We start from the raw sequence: 15,730 nt of genomic DNA, 5'->3' as shown, positions 1-15,730 counted from the left end.
ATCCACTCCGGCACGACCGACCGTGGAGGCACGCATGACCCCGACGAAACACACCGTCCGCACCCGGCGGGACCTGTGGCTGCTCGGCGCGCTCGGCGTCGTCGTCGCGGTTCTGCTCGCGTTTCTCGTCGTCGGCCGCACCGGCGCCGAAGATGCGGCCGACCCTGTGACGGCTCCGCAGATGGGACCGGTCGGAGATAAGTCCCGGCGCATCGACGGTGACCCGTTGGCGATCGGTGCGGTGGATGCTCCCGTGGTGTTGGTCGAGTACTCCGACTACCGCTGCCCGTTCTGCGCCAAGTTCAGCCGAGACGTCGAGCCGGCTCTGATCGACAAGTACGTCGACGAGGGCATTCTGCGCATGGAATGGCGCGATCTTCCGATCTTCGGCGACCAATCGATGGCCGCTGCCCGTGCCGGACGCGCCGCTGCCGCACAGGGGAAGTTCTGGGAATTCAACGCGACCGTCTACGCAGCTTCCCCCGATCGCGGCCATCCCGACCTGACGCCGGAATCTCTGCGCAGCTTCGCAGCTGCGGCCGGAGTGCCCGACCTGGATCGATTCGACCGGGAGGCCGCGGACCCGTCCGTCGACCAGTCCATCTACGCCGACATGCTCGAGGCGAACACCATCGGCGTATCGAGTACGCCGTCGTTCGTGATCAACGGCACCCCGATCCTGGGCGCACAGCCGCTCGGAGTCTTCGAGCAGGCCATCGAGGCAGCAGCCGGGGCGGCGGAGTGACCGAGATCGGCCTGCTCGGCGCTCTGCTCGGCGGCGTGCTCTCCCTGCTCAGCCCGTGCTCGGCGCTGCTGCTGCCCTCGTTCTTCGCGTATGCCTTCGACGGTGCGGGGCGCCTGGCGGCACGCACCGCACTCTTCTACGCCGGATTGACCTCGGTACTCGCGCCCCTGGGAGCCGGACTGGGATTGATCGGTGCGCTCCTGACCCAGCACCGCTCCGTGATCACCCTGGTCAGCGGCATCATTCTCATCGGTCTCGGCATCATGACCGTTGCCGGCGGAGGCTTCGCATCGAAGTCGGCGCAGCAAGCCGCGACCTCGCTGACCGGCTCCGGCGCCCTGTCGGTGTTCGCGCTCGGAGCCGTGTACGGATTCGCAGGATTCTGCTCCGGACCCCTGCTCGGGAGCGTGCTGACCATCGCGGTCGCCGGGGGGCACCCGCTGCACGGGGCCGTGCTGATGGCCGTCTACGCCCTCGGTATGGCGCTGCCGCTGTTCGCACTGGCCCTCGCGTGGGAACGATTCGAGCTGCGAAAGCGCACCTGGCTACGAGGACGTCCCATCACCCTCGGCCCCCTGCGAACCCATACCACGTCTTTGATCTCGGGGCTGCTGTTCATCGGCATCGGCGTGCTCTTCCTCGTCACCGACGGCACCGCGAATCTCACCGGGCCGATGGGTGTCGACGAGCAGTTCGATCTGCAAGTAGCACTCGGCCGGTGGACACAGGAGGTGCCCGTCGTCCCGATTCTTCTGATCGTCACGCTCGTCGCGTTCTTCGTCGTCATGCTCCGCGTGGTGCGTCAACGGCAAAGACGCTGATACGCGCCACCGCGATCGTCGGGTCGCTCGCCGGGTGCCGTCGGTCGCACGACTCACACGCCGATTTGATACCCCCGGGGGTACACTGGTCTGCAGAACTAGGAAAGGACGCCTCCATGGTCGGCGACGAAGACAGCATCGCATTGGTACTCAACCGACTGCGCCGCGCACAGGGTCAGCTCGGCGGAGTGATCGCGATGATCGAACAGGGCCGGGACTGCAAGGACGTCGTCACTCAGCTTGCAGCCGTGTCGCGCGCGCTGGACCGCGCCGGTTTCAAGATCGTGGCGAGCGGGCTGAAGGAATGCATGAACGGCAATGCCGAGGACGGCAAGGAACCGATGACCGAGGTCGAACTCGAGAAGCTCTTCCTCGCCCTGGCCTGACCCCTCCCCCTTCCGAGAGAAAGCAGGACACCCATGACACTCGCACTCTCGACCACCCTGCACACCTCGTTCCCCGACGCGGTCGAACGCACCCGTAAGGCGCTGTCCGAGCAGGGATTCGGCGTGCTCACCGAGATCGACATGAAGGCCACCCTGAAGGCGAAGCTCGGCGAGGACATGGAGGACTACGTGATCCTCGGGGCATGCAATCCGCCACTGGCACACCGCGCAGTGACGGTCGACAGGCAGATCGGGCTCCTGCTCCCCTGCAACGTCGTGGTCCGCACCGATCCGAACAACCCGGAAACGGTCGTGGTCGACGCGATGAACCCGCAGATGATGGTGCAGGTCGCCGATCAACCGGGACTCGCGGAGGTCGCCGACGACGCCACCACCGCCCTGCAGGCCGCAATCGATTCGCTGAAGGCGGACGTACCGAAGAACTGAAGGCGACAGAAACCACGAAGGCCGGCACAGAGCTGTGCCGGCCTTCGCCGGCCGTCTCGAGTTCCGCCGGGTCGGACCAGGACGGAAGTTGCCGGGCGTGTTCCATGAAGTCGCGCAGGTCGTTCGGAAGTCCTCAGGGCGACGGCCGAGAGTTCTTCCGCCCGGCAGTTCCTCGTTCCCATTGCGCTGCCGGATGTTCAGTCGACGCGGTAGTACCGCCCGGCGTCGTCCAATCGTGCACGCAACGCGTCGATTGCCGGCCGTTGCCCCTTGTGCAGCTTCGTCTCGGCGTCCGCCGCGACGACCCAGCGCGCCTCGTCGACCTCCGGGATGGTGATCCGCTTACCGGACTTCGGCGGCCATTCGACCTCGCACGTGTTGCTTTCGACGAATTCCAGCTCGTCCGTCGTCTCCCCCGCGTAGATGCTGACGATCTTGCCGGACGACTGCCGGTAGCGACCCAGCAACGACAACGGCACATCCGGGGGCTCGATCCCGCACTCCTCGGTGAACTCGCGCAGGGCGACCTCCCGGGGGTCCTCCTCCGGCCCGTACTCCCCCTTCGGCACCGACCAGGCCGCTTCGTCCTTTCCCTTCCAGAACGGGCCGCCCGGGTGGACGAGCCACACGCTGAGCAGACCGGTGTCGTCGACGCGGTAGAACATCAGACCTGCGCTGGTGACGGCCATCATTGCTCCTGTATGCCTGCGACAGGTTGACGCAGAATGGTTTTCAGCTTCTCGGGGGCCGTGCGGCGAGGGTCGGACAGATAGATCTCGTGGTGGTCGCCGGCGAACGTCACCCCTCGTTCGGGCATCACTTGCGTGTGCAGGCACTGCAGGACGGGGCCTTCGTCGTCGTACGGCCCGACGTGCAGGATCTGCAGCGCCCTGCCCTCCGCCAGCCGGAACGGCCGCACACGCGGCAGGGACGGGAGCGGATTCTTCTTCGCCCGGGCCTTGTCGCCCGCCGTCTCGATCGCGTCGTTCATCATGTCGTCGGTGATCCAGGGCGGCTGCGCGATGAGCATGCGCCACAACCAGGAGTCCCTGTCCCGCGTGAGGAAGGTGGTCATGTCCTCACTCCACCACAGGCCTTCGAGAGGTCCGACGACGAAATCCCGCCCGAGTTCCTTCTTGGAGGTGAACTTCAGGATGTACGCCACCGAGTAGAGGGCCTCGACGGCATCGGCGTACTCCTCGGAACCGTTCGGATCACCCTTGCCGTCCACGGCGAGGTAGTCGAACTCGGGAGCGTGCACCTCGGCGAAATCCTCGGCCGAGCACGAGTACAGCTCGCGGTGCTCACGCTTGATGTCGTATTTGTCCACGGCGCCCCTTCCGTTCGAGGACGAGAATAGGCGCCCGACAGCATCCGTACGCGCGATCGACACCCCTTCGCCCCGCAGCCGATCGCGTCTAGCATCGTCCCCATGCTCGACGAGAGCACCCAGAAGACATTCGAGGAGAACCGCACCCACCTGCTGTCGGTGGCGTACCGCCTCACCGGCAGCATCGCCGACGCCGAGGACGCCGTGCAGGACGCATGGCTGCGACTCGTGGGCGCGGATGTCTCCGAGGTGCGCGACCTGCGTGCCTGGCTGACGACAGTCGTGGGACGGTTGTGCCTCGACAGACTGCGCTCGGCCGCGGTGCGCCGCGAGACCTACGTGGGCCAGTGGCTGCCCGAACCCGTCGTGGCGCCCCTCGGCTCCCTCGCTCCCCCGGACCCGCTCGACGAGATCGTGCGCGACGAGGACAACCGCCTGGCCGCGCTCGTCGTCCTCGACAGCCTGACACCGGCACAGCGCGTGGCGTTCGTGCTCCACGACGCGTTCGACATCTCGTTCGACGACATCGCCCGCATCCTCGGCGTCGCCACCCCGACCGCCCGCCAGCTGGCCTCCCGCGCCCGCCGGACGGTCTCGGCCGTTCCACCGCCGAGTTCACCGACCGAACACGAGGAGGCCGTCGGGCGGCTCGTCGCGGCCTTCGCGGGCGCCGACCTCGACGCCGTCGTCGCCGCGCTCCATCCCGACGCCCGCATGATCGGCGACGCCGGCGGCACGACCCGTACGGCGCTGAACGTCGTGGTCGGAGCCGAGAAGGTCGCGCGGTTCATCCTCGGACTGCTGCGGCTCTACGGAGCCGAGGCGTTGACGGCCTTCGAACCGGTCCTCGTCAACGGCGAGATGGGTCTGTTGAACCGCGGTCGCCCGGCCGAGGACGGTCGGCTGGGCTTCCCTCCGCGCGTGACGGCGTGGACCGTGCGGGACGGACGGATCTGGGCGGCCTACGACATCGCGAACCCCGAGAAGCTCGGACGCGGAGTGCTCCTGCCCGACAGCATCTTCGACTAGGCGTCACGCGTTCCCGGCTTCGTCGGCCCAGGGTACCCGGCAGGCGTCCGTGCTGAATCCCTGATCGTGGATGCCCAGCGCCGAGTTCATGCGCGCACGCATGTTCTCGAGCGCGATCTGATAGGTGAGTTCGACGACGCCCGCCGGCCCGAAACGACGCTCGAGGTCGGCGACCTGTTCGTCGGTGACCTCCTTCGCCACGTCGCCGGTCATCGCATCGGCATAGGCGATCGCGGCTTTCTCGTCGTCGCTGTAGAGATCGGAGGTCTCGTACTCGGCGATGTGGGCGAGTCGTTCGGTGTCGAGTCCGTCCAGTCGCTGCAGCATCGTCCCGAAGTCGATGCACCACGAGCATCCGACGGTCCACGCCACGCGGTAGACGGCGATCTCCCGGACCGCGGCGGGCAGGACGGTGGAGGCGCGTTGGGCGAGCATCTCGTGGACTCCGCTCGTACGCATCAACCGCGGATGGTGCGCGGCCACCGCGAAGGGTTCGGGGACCGAACCGAACCTGCGGCGGGCGAGCGCATACATCGCACGGGTCATCGGACCGGTGCGGTCGGGAGCGACGGCTTCGAGTCGTGCCATGACGGTGTCCTTCCGGTGCGACCGACGGATACTCCGCCGGTTCGAGGTGGCCTACATCATGGAGACGAGGCAGACCTCACGGATGTGACACCGCGGGCGCTACGCTGCAGGAATGGCTGATTCGACGACTTCGGGACGAGTTCGTACGGTCTCCCGGTTACGACCGTTCGCCTCGACGATCTTCGCCGAGATGACCGAACTCGCCGTCCGGCACGGCGCGATCAACCTCGGGCAGGGATTTCCCGACGTCGACGGCCCGCCCGCAATGCTCGAGATCGCCCGCCGCGCCATCACCGAGGGGGTCAACCAGTACCCGCCCGGGTCCGGCATGCCGGTCCTGCGCAAGGCGATCGCCGCCGACCGCGCCGCACGGTACGGCCTGCACCACGACCCCGAATCCGAGGTGCTCGTCACCGTCGGTGCCACCGAGGCGATCAGCGCCGCCATCCTCGGGCTCGTCGAACCCGGAGAGGAGGTGCTCCTCACGGAGCCGTACTACGACTCGTATGCGGCCTCGGTGGCGCTCGCCGGCGCGACGCGACGGACCGTGCCGCTGACCCGTTCCGGGAACGGTTTCGTGCTCGACGTCGACGCCCTGCGCGCCGCCGTCACCGACCGGACACGGATGCTGGTCGTCAACAGCCCGCACAATCCCACCGGCACCGTCTACGACCGTGAAGCGCTTACCGCCCTGGCCGAGCTCGCCTGCGAACGCGAACTGCTGGTGCTGTCCGACGAGGTGTACGAGCATCTGGTCTTCGACGGCCGCACGCACATCCCGCTCGCATCGTTGCCCGGCATGGCCGAACGGACGATCACGGTCTCGAGTGCCGCCAAGACCTTCAACGTCACCGGATGGAAGATCGGGTGGGCGATGGGCCCGCGCGAGCTGATCGACGGGGTGCGCGCCGCGAAACAGTTCATGACGTTCGTCGGTGGGGCGCCCTTCCAACCGGCGGTCGCACATGCGTTGACGCACGAACAGGAATGGATCGCGTCGATGCGCGCCGACCTCGAGCGCAAGCGAACGTTCCTGTCCCACGCACTCTCCGAGTCCGGCCTGAAAGTGTTCGACTCCGCCGGAACGTATTTCGTGTGCGCCGATCTGACACCCCTCGGCCGGACCGACGCGGTGGCCTTCTGCCGGGAACTTCCGGGCCGCATCGGGGTGGCCGCGGTACCGGTGAGCGTCTTCGTGGACGACACCGCGTCATGGAACCATCTGGTGCGCTTCGCGTTCTGCAAACGGGACGAGGTGCTCACCGAAGCGGTGGCACGTCTGAACGGATTGCAGGAGGCGCGCTAGATGTTGCGACCGACCATCCCGTCGGACTTCGTGTCGCGAGCGGTACAGGTGGGAGCCGAGGAGGGCATCGATCTGCAACCGGCCCTCGAGGCAGCACGCATCAGCCGCGCGGTGCTCACCCATCCCCATGCCCGGCTCACGCCCGCCCAGGTCAGTCGTTTCACGCAGGTGGTCTGGCAGATCACCGACGACGAACTCTTCGGCATCGCAGCGGCTCCCGTGCCCCGCGGCACCTTCCGGGTTATGTGCCTGACCCTCATCCACCGACCCGATCTCGACCACGCTCTGCAACGGATGATCGAGGTGAACCATGTCATCCGGTCCCTGCCGCAGTTGAGCCTGACCCCGGGTGCGTCCACCACCTTCCTGGACGTGGAACTGCCGGAGGTCGTGGACGACAAGACCCGCGTGGTGGTGGATTTCCTTCTCATGCTGCTGCACCGCTTCGCCGCGTGGCTGGTGGGTGGGCGTGTCCCCCTCGGGTCGGTGTTCCTGCCGTACACCGAACCCGATCCCGTCCTGGCCCGCAGTTACGACGCGATCTTCGGCGTGCCGGTGACCTTCGGTGCGGGACGGGCCGCGCTCGAGATCGACAATGCTGCACTGAAGTCGCCACTCGTGCAGACCGAGGAATCACTCGAGGAGTACCTGCGGGATTCTCCGAATCTCATTCTCTCCGAACGTGAATACGAGTCGACGGTGTCGTCCCAGGTGCGGCGGATCTTCGAATCGGGCATCGACGGCCGGACGGCGACCGCCGAGGACATCGCCGGCAGGCTCGCGGTGAGCCCTCCCCATCTGCGACGCCTGCTCCGCCAGGAGGGCACGTCGCTGGGGCAGTTGCGCGAGGAGGTCCTCCGCGACCTCGCGATCGCGGGCCTGAGACGCGGTGAAGCGGTCGACGATCTGTCGTCCCGGCTCGGTTTCTCCGAGCCGAGCGCCTTCCGCCGTGCGTTCAAGAGGTGGACCGGAAACACCCCTCGCGCATACCGAGAGCACCGCTGACGCGCACCGGCTGCCGACCGTCGCGACGCCGCCGGATACCCGGCCGGTTCCGGAACGAAACTCGATTCGACCAGGAGTTATGGGCGAGGAGTCGGTACGCGGACATGTCGGGGCCCGGCTTGCATTCCTGCATTTTCAGTGGGAACGTCGGAAGCGAACCGTCATCGACTTTCGAGAGGGTGATCTACGAGCTATGCGCACGACCGTTCGCGACGACTATCCGACCCGCGGTCGCACCGCCTGCGAGTCCGTCGAGAGGAAGGATCCCGTCGTCTGGGGTTCGGCTGCCGGCGGGCCGCTCGACGCCGAGGCCGTGGTCGAATACGACCGCCGCGGGTTCCACACCGCCGAAGGACTTCTCGCCGCCCACGACGTCGGGAACCTTCTGGAGGAGACCTCACGACTCGGCCGGGAACTCGGCGACGACGACCGTGTGGTCCGCGAAAAGGGCAGCGGCGACGTCCGCTCGGTCTTCGACGTGCACCGGCTCAGCGATCTTGTGGACTCGATCGTCCGCAGGCCCGAAATCGCCGGAATCGCACGGCAACTGCTGGGATCCGAGGTGTACGTCCACCAGTCGCGGCTCAACGTCAAGCCCGGCTTCCGCGGTGGACCGTTCTACTGGCATTCGGACTTCGAGACGTGGCACGCAGAGGACGGCATGCCCAAGCCGCGTGCTCTGAGCATCTCGATCGCCCTCACCGAGAATTACGGCTACAACGGCGGTCTGATGATCATGCCGGGTTCGCACAAGACGTATGTTTCGTGTGCCGGTGAGACGCCCGACGACTACTACCGGGAGTCGCTGGTCACCCACGTTCCGCCGACAGGTTCGCCCGACGAGGACACCCTCACCCGTTTGGCCGCCGAGCACGGTATCGCGACCTTCACCGGCCCGGCGGGGTCGGCGACGGTCTTCGATTCGAACTGCATGCACGGTTCCAACGGGAACATCACTCCGTTCCCGCGCTCGAATCTGTTCGTCGTGTTCAACAGCGTCGAGAACACGCTCGTCGAGCCGTTCGCCGCCTCGAGGCCGCGTCCTCCCTATCTCGGCAGCCGCGATTTCACGCCGCTGAGGTGACCTGAGGCGAGAAGATCCCACGATGGTGGCCGGGACGGTCCTGCGGCGTCCCGGCCACCCGTCGTCAGGGGGACGGCGTGCGGCCCTTCGTGTCGATCGGCATCGCACGTCCGCCGGAGCCGAAGATCGCTCGCCGGAGGGTGAATCTGCCCAGGTCGGGGTCGTAGGGCCGGTATGCCGCATACACGAGGACGTGGAGACGTGACTGTAGACGGATGAGCCTGAGGATCTCCGGCGTCAGGCGGCCGTGCAGTTCGAAGGTGTCGATTCCCGACTGGATATAGGCCGCGTACTCACGGGGCGGGGTGTAGGCCCGACGCGGCGACAGGTCGGCGTACAGATCGGTCAGCTGGGCGATCTCGATGTCCATCTCACGCAGACACAGTGCCAGATCCAGATCCTCGTGGATTCTCGGGTCCGTACTGACGACCTCCCGGACACGCTCCCACGCCGAGCGTCGCAGTGCCATGTTCGCGCCGTGCAGATTGTCGATCCGCCGTTCCCCGCCGAATGTTCCTTGCGCGACCCGTTTGTCGATGTACCACTGTTTGAGCCTGCGGTAGGGGGAATCGTAGGAGTTGCTGAGTCCGCTGATCGCTCCCACCTCGGCGGTGTCGTCGCGGGCGAAAAAACTGCGGACGGTGTGCGCCCAATCGGGACGAACCCGCGTGTCCGCATCGATCCGTCCGATGAGATCTCCTGTGGCCGCGTCGTATCCGGCATTGCGCGCGAATGCGACACCCGGTCTTGGCTCGACGATCCGTCGCACGAGGGGCTCGCCGGCGGCGATGGCTTCGATGATCTGCGCGGTGCGATCGGTCGAATTGTTGTCAACGACCAGGATTTCGTGGATCTCCGACTTCTGGGCGAGCAGCGCCGCAAGGCATTTCGCGATGTAACGCTCCTCGTTGTGGGCCGGCACGACGATCGACAACCTGTTCGTAGTCATGGAAACGACGCTACCGAACCGACGAGGGCCGGCGGTTCGTCATCGCTGACGACTCCGCCGGCCCTTCGCGCCGCAGACGGTTCAGCCGCGACGGGTGCGCACGGCCTGCGCGAGGCGGTCGAGCTGCGCGGCGGTGGTGTCCCAGTCGATGCACGCGTCGGTGATCGACTTGCCGTAGTCGAGCTTGTCGGCCTCGCCGAGGGTCAGGTCCTGACGTCCCGCCTCGATGAAGCTCTCGAGCATCAGTCCGACTATGCCCTTCTCGCCGGCCTCGATGCGCTCGGCGACATCGGTGACGACGTCGACCTGCTTGTTGTGGTCCTTGCGGCTGTTGCCGTGGCTTGCGTCGATGACGACACGCTCGGGCAGACCGGCCTTGCGCAGGCGGGCCATCGTGTCGGCCACGGTCTCGGCGTCGTAGTTCGGCCCCGCGCTGCCACCGCGCAGGATGACGTGGCAGTCCGGGTTGCCTACGGTCTCGATCAGCGCGGCCTGACCGTCGAGGTCGGTGCCGGGGAAGACGTGGCTGGCCGCTGCGGCACGGGTGCCGTCGACCGCGACTTGCACGTCACCTTCGGTGGAGTTCTTGATGCCGACGGGCATGGACAGCGCGCTGCACAGCTGGCGGTGAACCTGACTCGCGGCGGTGCGGGCGCCGATGGCTCCGTAGGTGACCAGGTCGGCGTAGTACTGCGGAAGGATCGGGTCGAGGAACTCGCAGCCGACGGGCAGGCCGAGACCGGAGACGTCGAGCAGCAGCTTACGGCCGATGCGCAGACCGGTGTTGATATCGAAGGTGCCGTCGAGGTGCGGGTCGTTGAGCAGGCCCTTCCACCCGAGCGTGGTGCGCGGCTTCTCGAAGTACACACGCATCACGACGTGCAGGTCGTCGCGCAGCTCCTCGGCCTTGGCGGCCAGACGGCGCGCGTAGTCCATCGCAGCGGCGGGGTCGTGCACGGAGCAGGGGCCGACCACGACGACGAGACGGTCGTCGGTGCCGTTCAGGATGTCGACGGTGCCGGCGCGGCCCGAACGGACGGTCGCTGCGACGACGGCGTCGGGTGCGTACTCGGCACGGATCTCGGAGGGTGCGACGAGAGGGCTGACCTTGACGGTGCGCTGTTCGTCGAGATTCGACGTGGAGATTTCGGTGGTCGCGGTTCCGGTGCTGGGGCTCATCGATGGTTCCTGTTCTCGGTGGTTCGGATTCCGACCCGAGAGAACCTGAGATTCCGACGAGCCGGTCTGGATCCGGCTCGTAGGTGAAGAAGTCAGCGCGCGGTCACGCCGACCGACCCACCCCGGGCCGGCCTGCTAAACCAGAAATATGCACGCTGCATAGCCCCGGACTGTACCAGGACGGCCGATGCGCCTGTCAAACCGCCCCCGCACGGGAACGAAGAGGTGCCCCGTCAGCGTGGGCCCGTGGGCAGGACGACACGCCCGAAGGTCGTGCTCAGCACCCCGGCAGCGGAGGTGTACCAGGCGCCGGCGGCAGCGGCGAGCCCGAAATAACCCCCGACCCTCGTCGGACCGGTCTGCTCCAGTAGCGCTCCGAGGGCGAGGAAGACGAAGACGAAGACGGCGAGGAGTACCGAGAAGGTGACGAAGGGGGCCGCGCCGATCCGGGTACCGGCTGAACGCCGTCGCTCCGAAGACGTTGCGCTTCAGGAACTCCCACATTCCGACGGCGATCGACCTCCCGAACTTCTAATGTGGCGAGCATGAGCACGCACGTCGTCCGCAGCCGCCATGTCGCTCGGGTCGTCCGATGCCCACCGCGCCGGGTCTACGAGTTCGCCGCGGATCCCGACAACCTGCCGAAGTGGGCGGCCGGTCTGGCACAAAGCGAGGTGCGGCGGATCGGCGACGCCCTCGTCGCGGACTCCCCGATGGGCGAGGTCACCGTGCGGTTCGTCGGCGCCAACGATTACGGGGTGCTCGACCACGAGGTGACACTGCCGTCGGGTACGACGGTGCACAACCCGATGCGGGTACTCCCCCATCCGGACGGTGCCGAAGTCGTCCTCACCGTCCGGCAGATCGAACTGACCGACGACGAGTTCGACCGCGACACGCGCATGGTGGAAGAGGACCTCGCGCGACTCGCGGCGCTCCTCGAGTCGTGACCCTTCGGAACAGGAGAACGTGAATGGCCCGCAAGATCGCCACCAACACCGCAGTCGGCCTGCAGGAACTGCTGGACTTCGTCCGGCCCCGGCACCGAATGATCCTCATGACGCAACGCGACGACGGCACACCGCAGGCCTCCCCCGTCACCGGCGGCGTCGACGACCGCGGACGCATCGTGATCGCGACCTATCCCCGGCGCGCCAAGACCCGCAACGCCCGCAGCCGGCCCGAGGTCGGTGTCGTCGTGCTGTCCGACGACTGGAACGACGCGTGGGTGCAGGTCGACGGAACCGCGGAGGTGATCGATGCCCACGACGACGTCGAACCGCTCGTCGAGTACTTCCGCAACATCGCCGGGGAACATTCGGACTGGGACGAGTACCGGCAGGCCATGCGCGATCAGCGCAAGTCGCTGATCCGGATCACCCCGACCCGCTGGAGCCCGGTGGCCACGGGAGGCTTCCCACCCGAACTGGCATAGATACCTCACCGCCCGCGTCGACCACGTGCCCCGCGATCCGTCGCAGGGGCACGTTGCGTTCCTCGGACAACTTCCGGAGCAGGACGAACGCATCGTCGGCACCCACCGCGAAGCGTTCCATGAGATCACCCTTCGGACCGCGCGCCGCTCGACCGCTCCCTGTTGCCGACCTCCCCCGATGCCACGCCACATACTTGCATCGACCTCCCGGCGTGCCGAAGAACCCTAGTGCGAAGAGCAGGTCGCATTGGTCACGAGCGGCCGGCGGTCTACCGCCACGGCACGCGTTCCGGGTCGCGCAGCATCCGCCGTGCCGTGGACATCCGGTGCACCTCGTCGGGGCCGTCGTAGATACGGGCGTAGCGCGCCCGCCGGTACATCCCCTCGAGCGGCGTGTCGGCGGTGAGACCGAGCGCCCCGTACACCTGGATCGCACGGTCGACGACATCGTGCAGCATCTGCGCGCCGCGGAACTTGATGAGCCCGATCCGGACCCGGGCGTCCTCCCCCGCATCCATCACCCGCGCGGCGTCCAGCGTCATCAGACGGGCGGCCTGGATGTCGGCGGCGGATTCGGCGATGTAGCGCTGGATCTCACCCTTCTCGGCGAGCAGCGATCCGTGGGCGAAGCGGGAGTTGGCGCGCGCACACATGAGTTCGAAGGCCCGTTGGGCCTGGCCGAGCCACCGCATGCAGTGGAAGATCCGTCCCGGCCCGAGCCGGTCCTGCGCGACGACGAAGCCGTTGCCGCGTTCACCGAGCACGTTCTCCTCGGGAACGCGCGCACCGTCGTACCGCACCTCGTAGTGATCGCTCGGGTCGTGCCCCATCGTGGGGATCGCCCGCACGATCTCGAGTCCGGGGGTGTCGATGGGCACGATGATCGCGCTGATGCTGCGGTGCAGCGGAGTCGACTCGGGTTCGGTCCGGGCGAAGACCGTGCAGTAGCCGGCCTGCGCGGCGCCGGTGGTGAACCACTTGTGCCCGTCGATCACCCATTCGCCGTTCTCGAGCCGGGCGGTGGTCTGCACGAGCACGGGGTCGGATCCCGCCACCTCCGGCTCGGTCATGCCGACAGAGGGCAGGATGTCGCCGGAGACGAGCCCTGGGATCCAGCGCTCGCGTTGTTCGGCGGTGCCGTGCCGCTGGATCATCAGGGCGTCCTGCATGGACACCGATCCCACCGCGAGCTGACCGTACTCGGAGCGGCCGATGATCTCGTTGAGGTAGACGAAGTCGAGGAAGGGAACCCCGCCCCCTCCCATCTCCTCGGGATGCCCCAGAGCCCACAGCCCGAGTTCCTTCGCCCTGGCCTTCAGCCCGACGAGCGCCTCGGCGGCCTTGTCGTCGTGACGGCTCAGGACGGGTTCGAGAGGAATCACCTCGTCGTCGATGAACGAACGCATGCGGGTGCACAGCTCGGCCACCCGCCCTTCGGGCCGGTTCGCAGTCATGCCCGCCAATCTATCGGCGCACACGTGCACTCACATAGCGTTCCGTCCGGCCCGGGTGTGGAAATCCGTCCGCCGGGGCATTCTGGGGCGAGTCCATCCTGCGACGCGACGAGCACGGAGGTGCCATGCCGGATCCGTCCGACCGAGTACCCGAATACGAACACACCGAAGACGGTCATCTCGTCGAGAGCCGGGCGGAGGACTTCGCCCATGCGCGCAGCCTGCCCGTCGACCCGGACTGGTTCAAGACCGCGGTGTTCTACGAGGTTCTCGCCCGCGCTTTCAACGACTCGAACAACGACGGCACCGGCGACCTGCGGGGGCTGACCGAGAAACTCGACTACATCGCATGGCTCGGCGCCGACTGCATCTGGCTGCCGCCCTTCTACGATTCACCGCTCCGCGACGGCGGCTACGACATCCGCGACTTCCGGGCGGTGCTACCGGAATTCGGCACGGTCGAGGACTTCGTCATCTTCCTCGACGAGGCGCACAAACGCGGTATCCGCGTCATCACCGACCTCGTCATGAACCACACGTCCGACACGCACGCGTGGTTCCAGGAATCCCGGAGCGACCCCGACGGGCCGTACGGCGACTTCTACGTGTGGTCGGATGTCGACGACCGATACCAGGAAGCCCGCATCATCTTCGTCGACACCGAGACGTCCAACTGGACGTGGGATCCGGTGCGCAAGCAGTACTACTGGCACCGGTTCTTCTCGCACCAGCCCGACCTGAACTACGACAACCCCGAAGTACAGGACGCGATGCTCGACGTCCTGCGGTTCTGGCTCGATCTCGGCATCGACGGGTTCCGCCTCGACGCGGTCCCCTATCTGTTCGAGCGTGAGGGGACCAACTGCGAGAACCTCCCCGAGACGCACGCCTTCCTCAAGAAGTGCCGTGCGGTGATGGATGCCGAATATCCCGGCCGGGTGATGCTGGCGGAGGCGAACCAGTGGCCCACCGACGTCGTCGAGTACTTCGGCGAACCCGAAATCGGCGACGAGTGCCACATGGCTTTCCACTTCCCGCTGATGCCGCGCATCTTCATGGCGGTGCGGCGACAGAACCGTTTCCCGATCTCGGAGATCCTCGCCCAGACCCCGCCGATCCCGAAGACCGCCCAGTGGGGCATCTTCCTCCGCAACCACGACGAGCTGACCCTCGAGATGGTGACGGACGAGGAACGCGACTACATGTACGCCGAGTACGTCACCGACCCGCGGATGCGCGCGAACATCGGCATCCGCCGTCGTCTGGCGCCGTTGCTGGAGAACGACCGCAACCAGCTCGAGCTCTTCACCGCTCTGTTGCTGAGCCTGCCGGGCTCCCCCGTCCTGTACTACGGCGACGAGATCGGCATGGGCGACAACATCTGGCTCGGCGACCGCGACGCGGTGCGGACCCCGATGCAGTGGACCCCCGACCGCAACGCGGGGTTCTCGCGCGCCGATCCGGGCCGGTTGTATCTGCCGGTCATCATGGATCCCACCTACGGATACCAGGCGGTGAACGTCGAATCGCAGATGAATTCGACGAACTCTCTGCTGCACTGGACGCGGCGGATGATCCAGGTCCGCAAGCAGCATCCGGCCTTCGGTGAGGCCTCGTTCACCGAACTCGGCAGCGCCAACCCCGCGATCCTGTCCTATCTGCGCGAGATGTCGCCGAGCCCGGAACGCAACTACAGCGACGTCATCCTGTGCGTGAACAACCTGTCGCGCTATCCGCAGGCGGTCGTCCTCGATCTGTCGCGCTTCGCCGGGTGGATCCCGGTGGAGCTGACCGGGTCCGTCCCGTTCCCGACGATCACGGAGGAGGGTTACATGATCACCCTGCCCGGTCACGGATTCTTCTGGTTCGCGCTGCAACCCGATCCGTCCAAGGAGGGACCGGGCGAACACCCGGTGAGCAGCGAAGCGGAAGCGGCGGTGCAGCCGTGACGACCAACAACGAGCTCTACCCG

At 66.9% G+C, this 15,730-nt stretch carries 19 protein-coding genes; 11 read left to right on the top strand and 8 right to left on the bottom strand.

Features of this window, described 5'->3' with window-relative positions; translation table 11 throughout:
• Nucleotides 1–34 precede the first annotated feature (34 nt).
• The 4 genes from AC6CID_RS05730 (at nt 35) to AC6CID_RS05715 (ending at nt 2,399) form a co-directional block, all read left to right on the top strand.
• Nucleotides 35–745: a DsbA family protein gene (locus AC6CID_RS05730; protein ID WP_498353679.1), complete on the top strand. Its 711-nt coding sequence runs from the start codon at nt 35–37 to the stop codon at nt 743–745.
• A complete protein-coding gene (locus AC6CID_RS05725; RefSeq protein ID WP_498353678.1) occupies nt 742–1,566 on the top strand; it encodes a cytochrome c biogenesis CcdA family protein in 825 nt (274 codons plus the stop codon). Before AC6CID_RS05730 ends, AC6CID_RS05725 begins: the two co-directional genes overlap by 4 nt.
• A 116-nt stretch (nt 1,567–1,682) precedes the next feature.
• On the top strand, nt 1,683–1,952 hold the full coding sequence (locus tag AC6CID_RS05720) for a metal-sensitive transcriptional regulator (protein WP_006551708.1): 270 nt from the start codon (nt 1,683–1,685) through the stop codon (nt 1,950–1,952).
• 33 nt (nt 1,953–1,985) lie between these two features.
• Entirely contained in the window at nt 1,986–2,399 is a 414-nt protein-coding gene (locus tag AC6CID_RS05715) for a DUF302 domain-containing protein (protein ID WP_006551709.1), read from the top strand.
• A gap of 197 nt (nt 2,400–2,596) precedes the next feature.
• Here the strand turns inward: AC6CID_RS05715 and AC6CID_RS05710 are convergent, their stop codons facing one another.
• The gene (locus AC6CID_RS05710) at nt 2,597–3,088 is read right to left on the bottom strand and encodes an NUDIX hydrolase (RefSeq protein WP_217580155.1); all 492 of its coding nucleotides are present in this window, start codon (nt 3,086–3,088) and stop codon (nt 2,597–2,599) included.
• Nucleotides 3,088–3,729: a GyrI-like domain-containing protein gene (locus tag AC6CID_RS05705; protein ID WP_498353677.1), complete on the bottom strand. Its 642-nt coding sequence runs from the start codon at nt 3,727–3,729 to the stop codon at nt 3,088–3,090. The genes AC6CID_RS05710 and AC6CID_RS05705 overlap by 1 nt, the downstream gene beginning before the upstream one ends.
• A gap of 102 nt (nt 3,730–3,831) precedes the next feature.
• On the opposite strand from AC6CID_RS05705, the gene AC6CID_RS05700 reads away from it, so the two are divergent.
• A complete protein-coding gene (locus AC6CID_RS05700) occupies nt 3,832–4,758 on the top strand; it encodes a sigma-70 family RNA polymerase sigma factor (protein ID WP_498353676.1) in 927 nt (308 codons plus the stop codon).
• A gap of 3 nt (nt 4,759–4,761) precedes the next feature.
• On the opposite strand, the gene AC6CID_RS05695 is transcribed toward AC6CID_RS05700, so the two are convergent.
• On the bottom strand, nt 4,762–5,346 hold the full coding sequence (locus AC6CID_RS05695) for a carboxymuconolactone decarboxylase family protein (RefSeq protein WP_006551714.1): 585 nt from the start codon (nt 5,344–5,346) through the stop codon (nt 4,762–4,764).
• Between the two features lie 112 nt (nt 5,347–5,458).
• Between AC6CID_RS05695 and AC6CID_RS05690 the strand changes: the two genes are divergently transcribed.
• The 3 genes from AC6CID_RS05690 to thpD all read left to right on the top strand — a co-directional run bounded on the left by AC6CID_RS05690 (nt 5,459) and on the right by thpD (nt 8,741).
• A complete protein-coding gene (locus AC6CID_RS05690; protein WP_498353675.1) occupies nt 5,459–6,652 on the top strand; it encodes a pyridoxal phosphate-dependent aminotransferase in 1,194 nt (397 codons plus the stop codon).
• Nucleotides 6,653–7,657, top strand: a complete 1,005-nt coding sequence (locus tag AC6CID_RS05685; protein ID WP_006551717.1) for an AraC family transcriptional regulator — start codon at nt 6,653–6,655, stop codon at nt 7,655–7,657.
• Nucleotides 7,658–7,850: 193 nt separating this feature from the next.
• Nucleotides 7,851–8,741 carry an ectoine hydroxylase gene (thpD, locus tag AC6CID_RS05680; protein ID WP_193903189.1) on the top strand — a complete coding sequence of 297 codons (891 nt, stop codon included), beginning with the start codon at nt 7,851–7,853 and terminating at the stop codon, nt 8,739–8,741.
• Nucleotides 8,742–8,805: 64 nt separating this feature from the next.
• Here the strand turns inward: thpD and AC6CID_RS05675 are convergent, their stop codons facing one another.
• From AC6CID_RS05675 to AC6CID_RS05665, 3 genes are all read right to left on the bottom strand, one after another.
• Nucleotides 8,806–9,690, bottom strand: coding sequence for a glycosyltransferase family 2 protein (locus AC6CID_RS05675; protein ID WP_064060235.1), 885 nt, complete (start codon nt 9,688–9,690; stop codon nt 8,806–8,808).
• Between the two features lie 81 nt (nt 9,691–9,771).
• Nucleotides 9,772–10,869: a 3-deoxy-7-phosphoheptulonate synthase gene (locus AC6CID_RS05670; RefSeq protein WP_217580158.1), complete on the bottom strand. Its 1,098-nt coding sequence runs from the start codon at nt 10,867–10,869 to the stop codon at nt 9,772–9,774.
• 233 nt (nt 10,870–11,102) lie between these two features.
• Nucleotides 11,103–11,237, bottom strand: a complete 135-nt coding sequence (locus tag AC6CID_RS05665) for a hypothetical protein (RefSeq protein ID WP_498353695.1) — start codon at nt 11,235–11,237, stop codon at nt 11,103–11,105.
• Nucleotides 11,238–11,414: 177 nt separating this feature from the next.
• On the opposite strand from AC6CID_RS05665, the gene AC6CID_RS05660 reads away from it, so the two are divergent.
• Nucleotides 11,415–11,819: an SRPBCC family protein gene (locus AC6CID_RS05660; RefSeq protein ID WP_024103059.1), complete on the top strand. Its 405-nt coding sequence runs from the start codon at nt 11,415–11,417 to the stop codon at nt 11,817–11,819.
• Nucleotides 11,820–11,842: 23 nt separating this feature from the next.
• Nucleotides 11,843–12,304 carry a PPOX class F420-dependent oxidoreductase gene (locus tag AC6CID_RS05655; protein WP_006551722.1) on the top strand — a complete coding sequence of 154 codons (462 nt, stop codon included), beginning with the start codon at nt 11,843–11,845 and terminating at the stop codon, nt 12,302–12,304.
• Here the strand turns inward: AC6CID_RS05655 and AC6CID_RS05650 are convergent.
• A complete protein-coding gene (locus AC6CID_RS05650; RefSeq protein WP_228044897.1) occupies nt 12,246–12,425 on the bottom strand; it encodes an ANTAR domain-containing protein in 180 nt (59 codons plus the stop codon). The two genes, AC6CID_RS05655 and AC6CID_RS05650, sit on opposite strands and share 59 nt — an antisense overlap.
• A 148-nt stretch (nt 12,426–12,573) precedes the next feature.
• Entirely contained in the window at nt 12,574–13,758 is a 1,185-nt protein-coding gene (locus AC6CID_RS05645; protein ID WP_183079167.1) for an acyl-CoA dehydrogenase family protein, read from the bottom strand.
• A gap of 125 nt (nt 13,759–13,883) precedes the next feature.
• Here AC6CID_RS05645 and treS point away from each other — a divergent pair, with 125 nt between their 5' ends.
• The gene (gene treS / locus AC6CID_RS05640; protein WP_498353674.1) at nt 13,884–15,707 is read left to right on the top strand and encodes a maltose alpha-D-glucosyltransferase; all 1,824 of its coding nucleotides are present in this window, start codon (nt 13,884–13,886) and stop codon (nt 15,705–15,707) included.
• Nucleotides 15,708–15,730: the final 23 nt, after the last annotated feature.

It is taken from the genome of Rhodococcus sp. GQ147, assembly GCF_059759155.1.
Note: the sequence above shows the minus strand (reverse complement) of the source record. Positions and strands in the feature narration are given on the sequence as shown.

Excerpts from the sequence above, each read along its gene's own strand:
- AC6CID_RS05675 (WP_064060235.1), bottom strand. The coding sequence starts at position 9,690 with ATGACTACGAACAGGTTGTCGATCGTCGTGCCGGCCCACAACGAGGAG.
- AC6CID_RS05690 (WP_498353675.1), top strand. The coding sequence starts at position 5,459 with ATGGCTGATTCGACGACTTCGGGACGAGTTCGTACGGTCTCCCGGTTA.
- AC6CID_RS05645 (WP_183079167.1), bottom strand. The coding sequence starts at position 13,758 with ATGACTGCGAACCGGCCCGAAGGGCGGGTGGCCGAGCTGTGCACCCGC.
- AC6CID_RS05660 (WP_024103059.1), top strand. The coding sequence starts at position 11,415 with ATGAGCACGCACGTCGTCCGCAGCCGCCATGTCGCTCGGGTCGTCCGA.
- AC6CID_RS05695 (WP_006551714.1), bottom strand. The coding sequence starts at position 5,346 with ATGGCACGACTCGAAGCCGTCGCTCCCGACCGCACCGGTCCGATGACC.
- AC6CID_RS05720 (WP_006551708.1), top strand. The coding sequence starts at position 1,683 with ATGGTCGGCGACGAAGACAGCATCGCATTGGTACTCAACCGACTGCGC.
- AC6CID_RS05670 (WP_217580158.1), bottom strand. The coding sequence starts at position 10,869 with ATGAGCCCCAGCACCGGAACCGCGACCACCGAAATCTCCACGTCGAAT.
- treS (WP_498353674.1), top strand. The coding sequence starts at position 13,884 with ATGCCGGATCCGTCCGACCGAGTACCCGAATACGAACACACCGAAGAC.
- AC6CID_RS05730 (WP_498353679.1), top strand. The coding sequence starts at position 35 with ATGACCCCGACGAAACACACCGTCCGCACCCGGCGGGACCTGTGGCTG.
- thpD (WP_193903189.1), top strand. The coding sequence starts at position 7,851 with ATGCGCACGACCGTTCGCGACGACTATCCGACCCGCGGTCGCACCGCC.
- AC6CID_RS05685 (WP_006551717.1), top strand. The coding sequence starts at position 6,653 with ATGTTGCGACCGACCATCCCGTCGGACTTCGTGTCGCGAGCGGTACAG.
- AC6CID_RS05700 (WP_498353676.1), top strand. The coding sequence starts at position 3,832 with ATGCTCGACGAGAGCACCCAGAAGACATTCGAGGAGAACCGCACCCAC.
- AC6CID_RS05710 (WP_217580155.1), bottom strand. The coding sequence starts at position 3,088 with ATGGCCGTCACCAGCGCAGGTCTGATGTTCTACCGCGTCGACGACACC.
- AC6CID_RS05650 (WP_228044897.1), bottom strand. The coding sequence starts at position 12,425 with ATGGAACGCTTCGCGGTGGGTGCCGACGATGCGTTCGTCCTGCTCCGG.
- AC6CID_RS05655 (WP_006551722.1), top strand. The coding sequence starts at position 11,843 with ATGGCCCGCAAGATCGCCACCAACACCGCAGTCGGCCTGCAGGAACTG.
- AC6CID_RS05715 (WP_006551709.1), top strand. The coding sequence starts at position 1,986 with ATGACACTCGCACTCTCGACCACCCTGCACACCTCGTTCCCCGACGCG.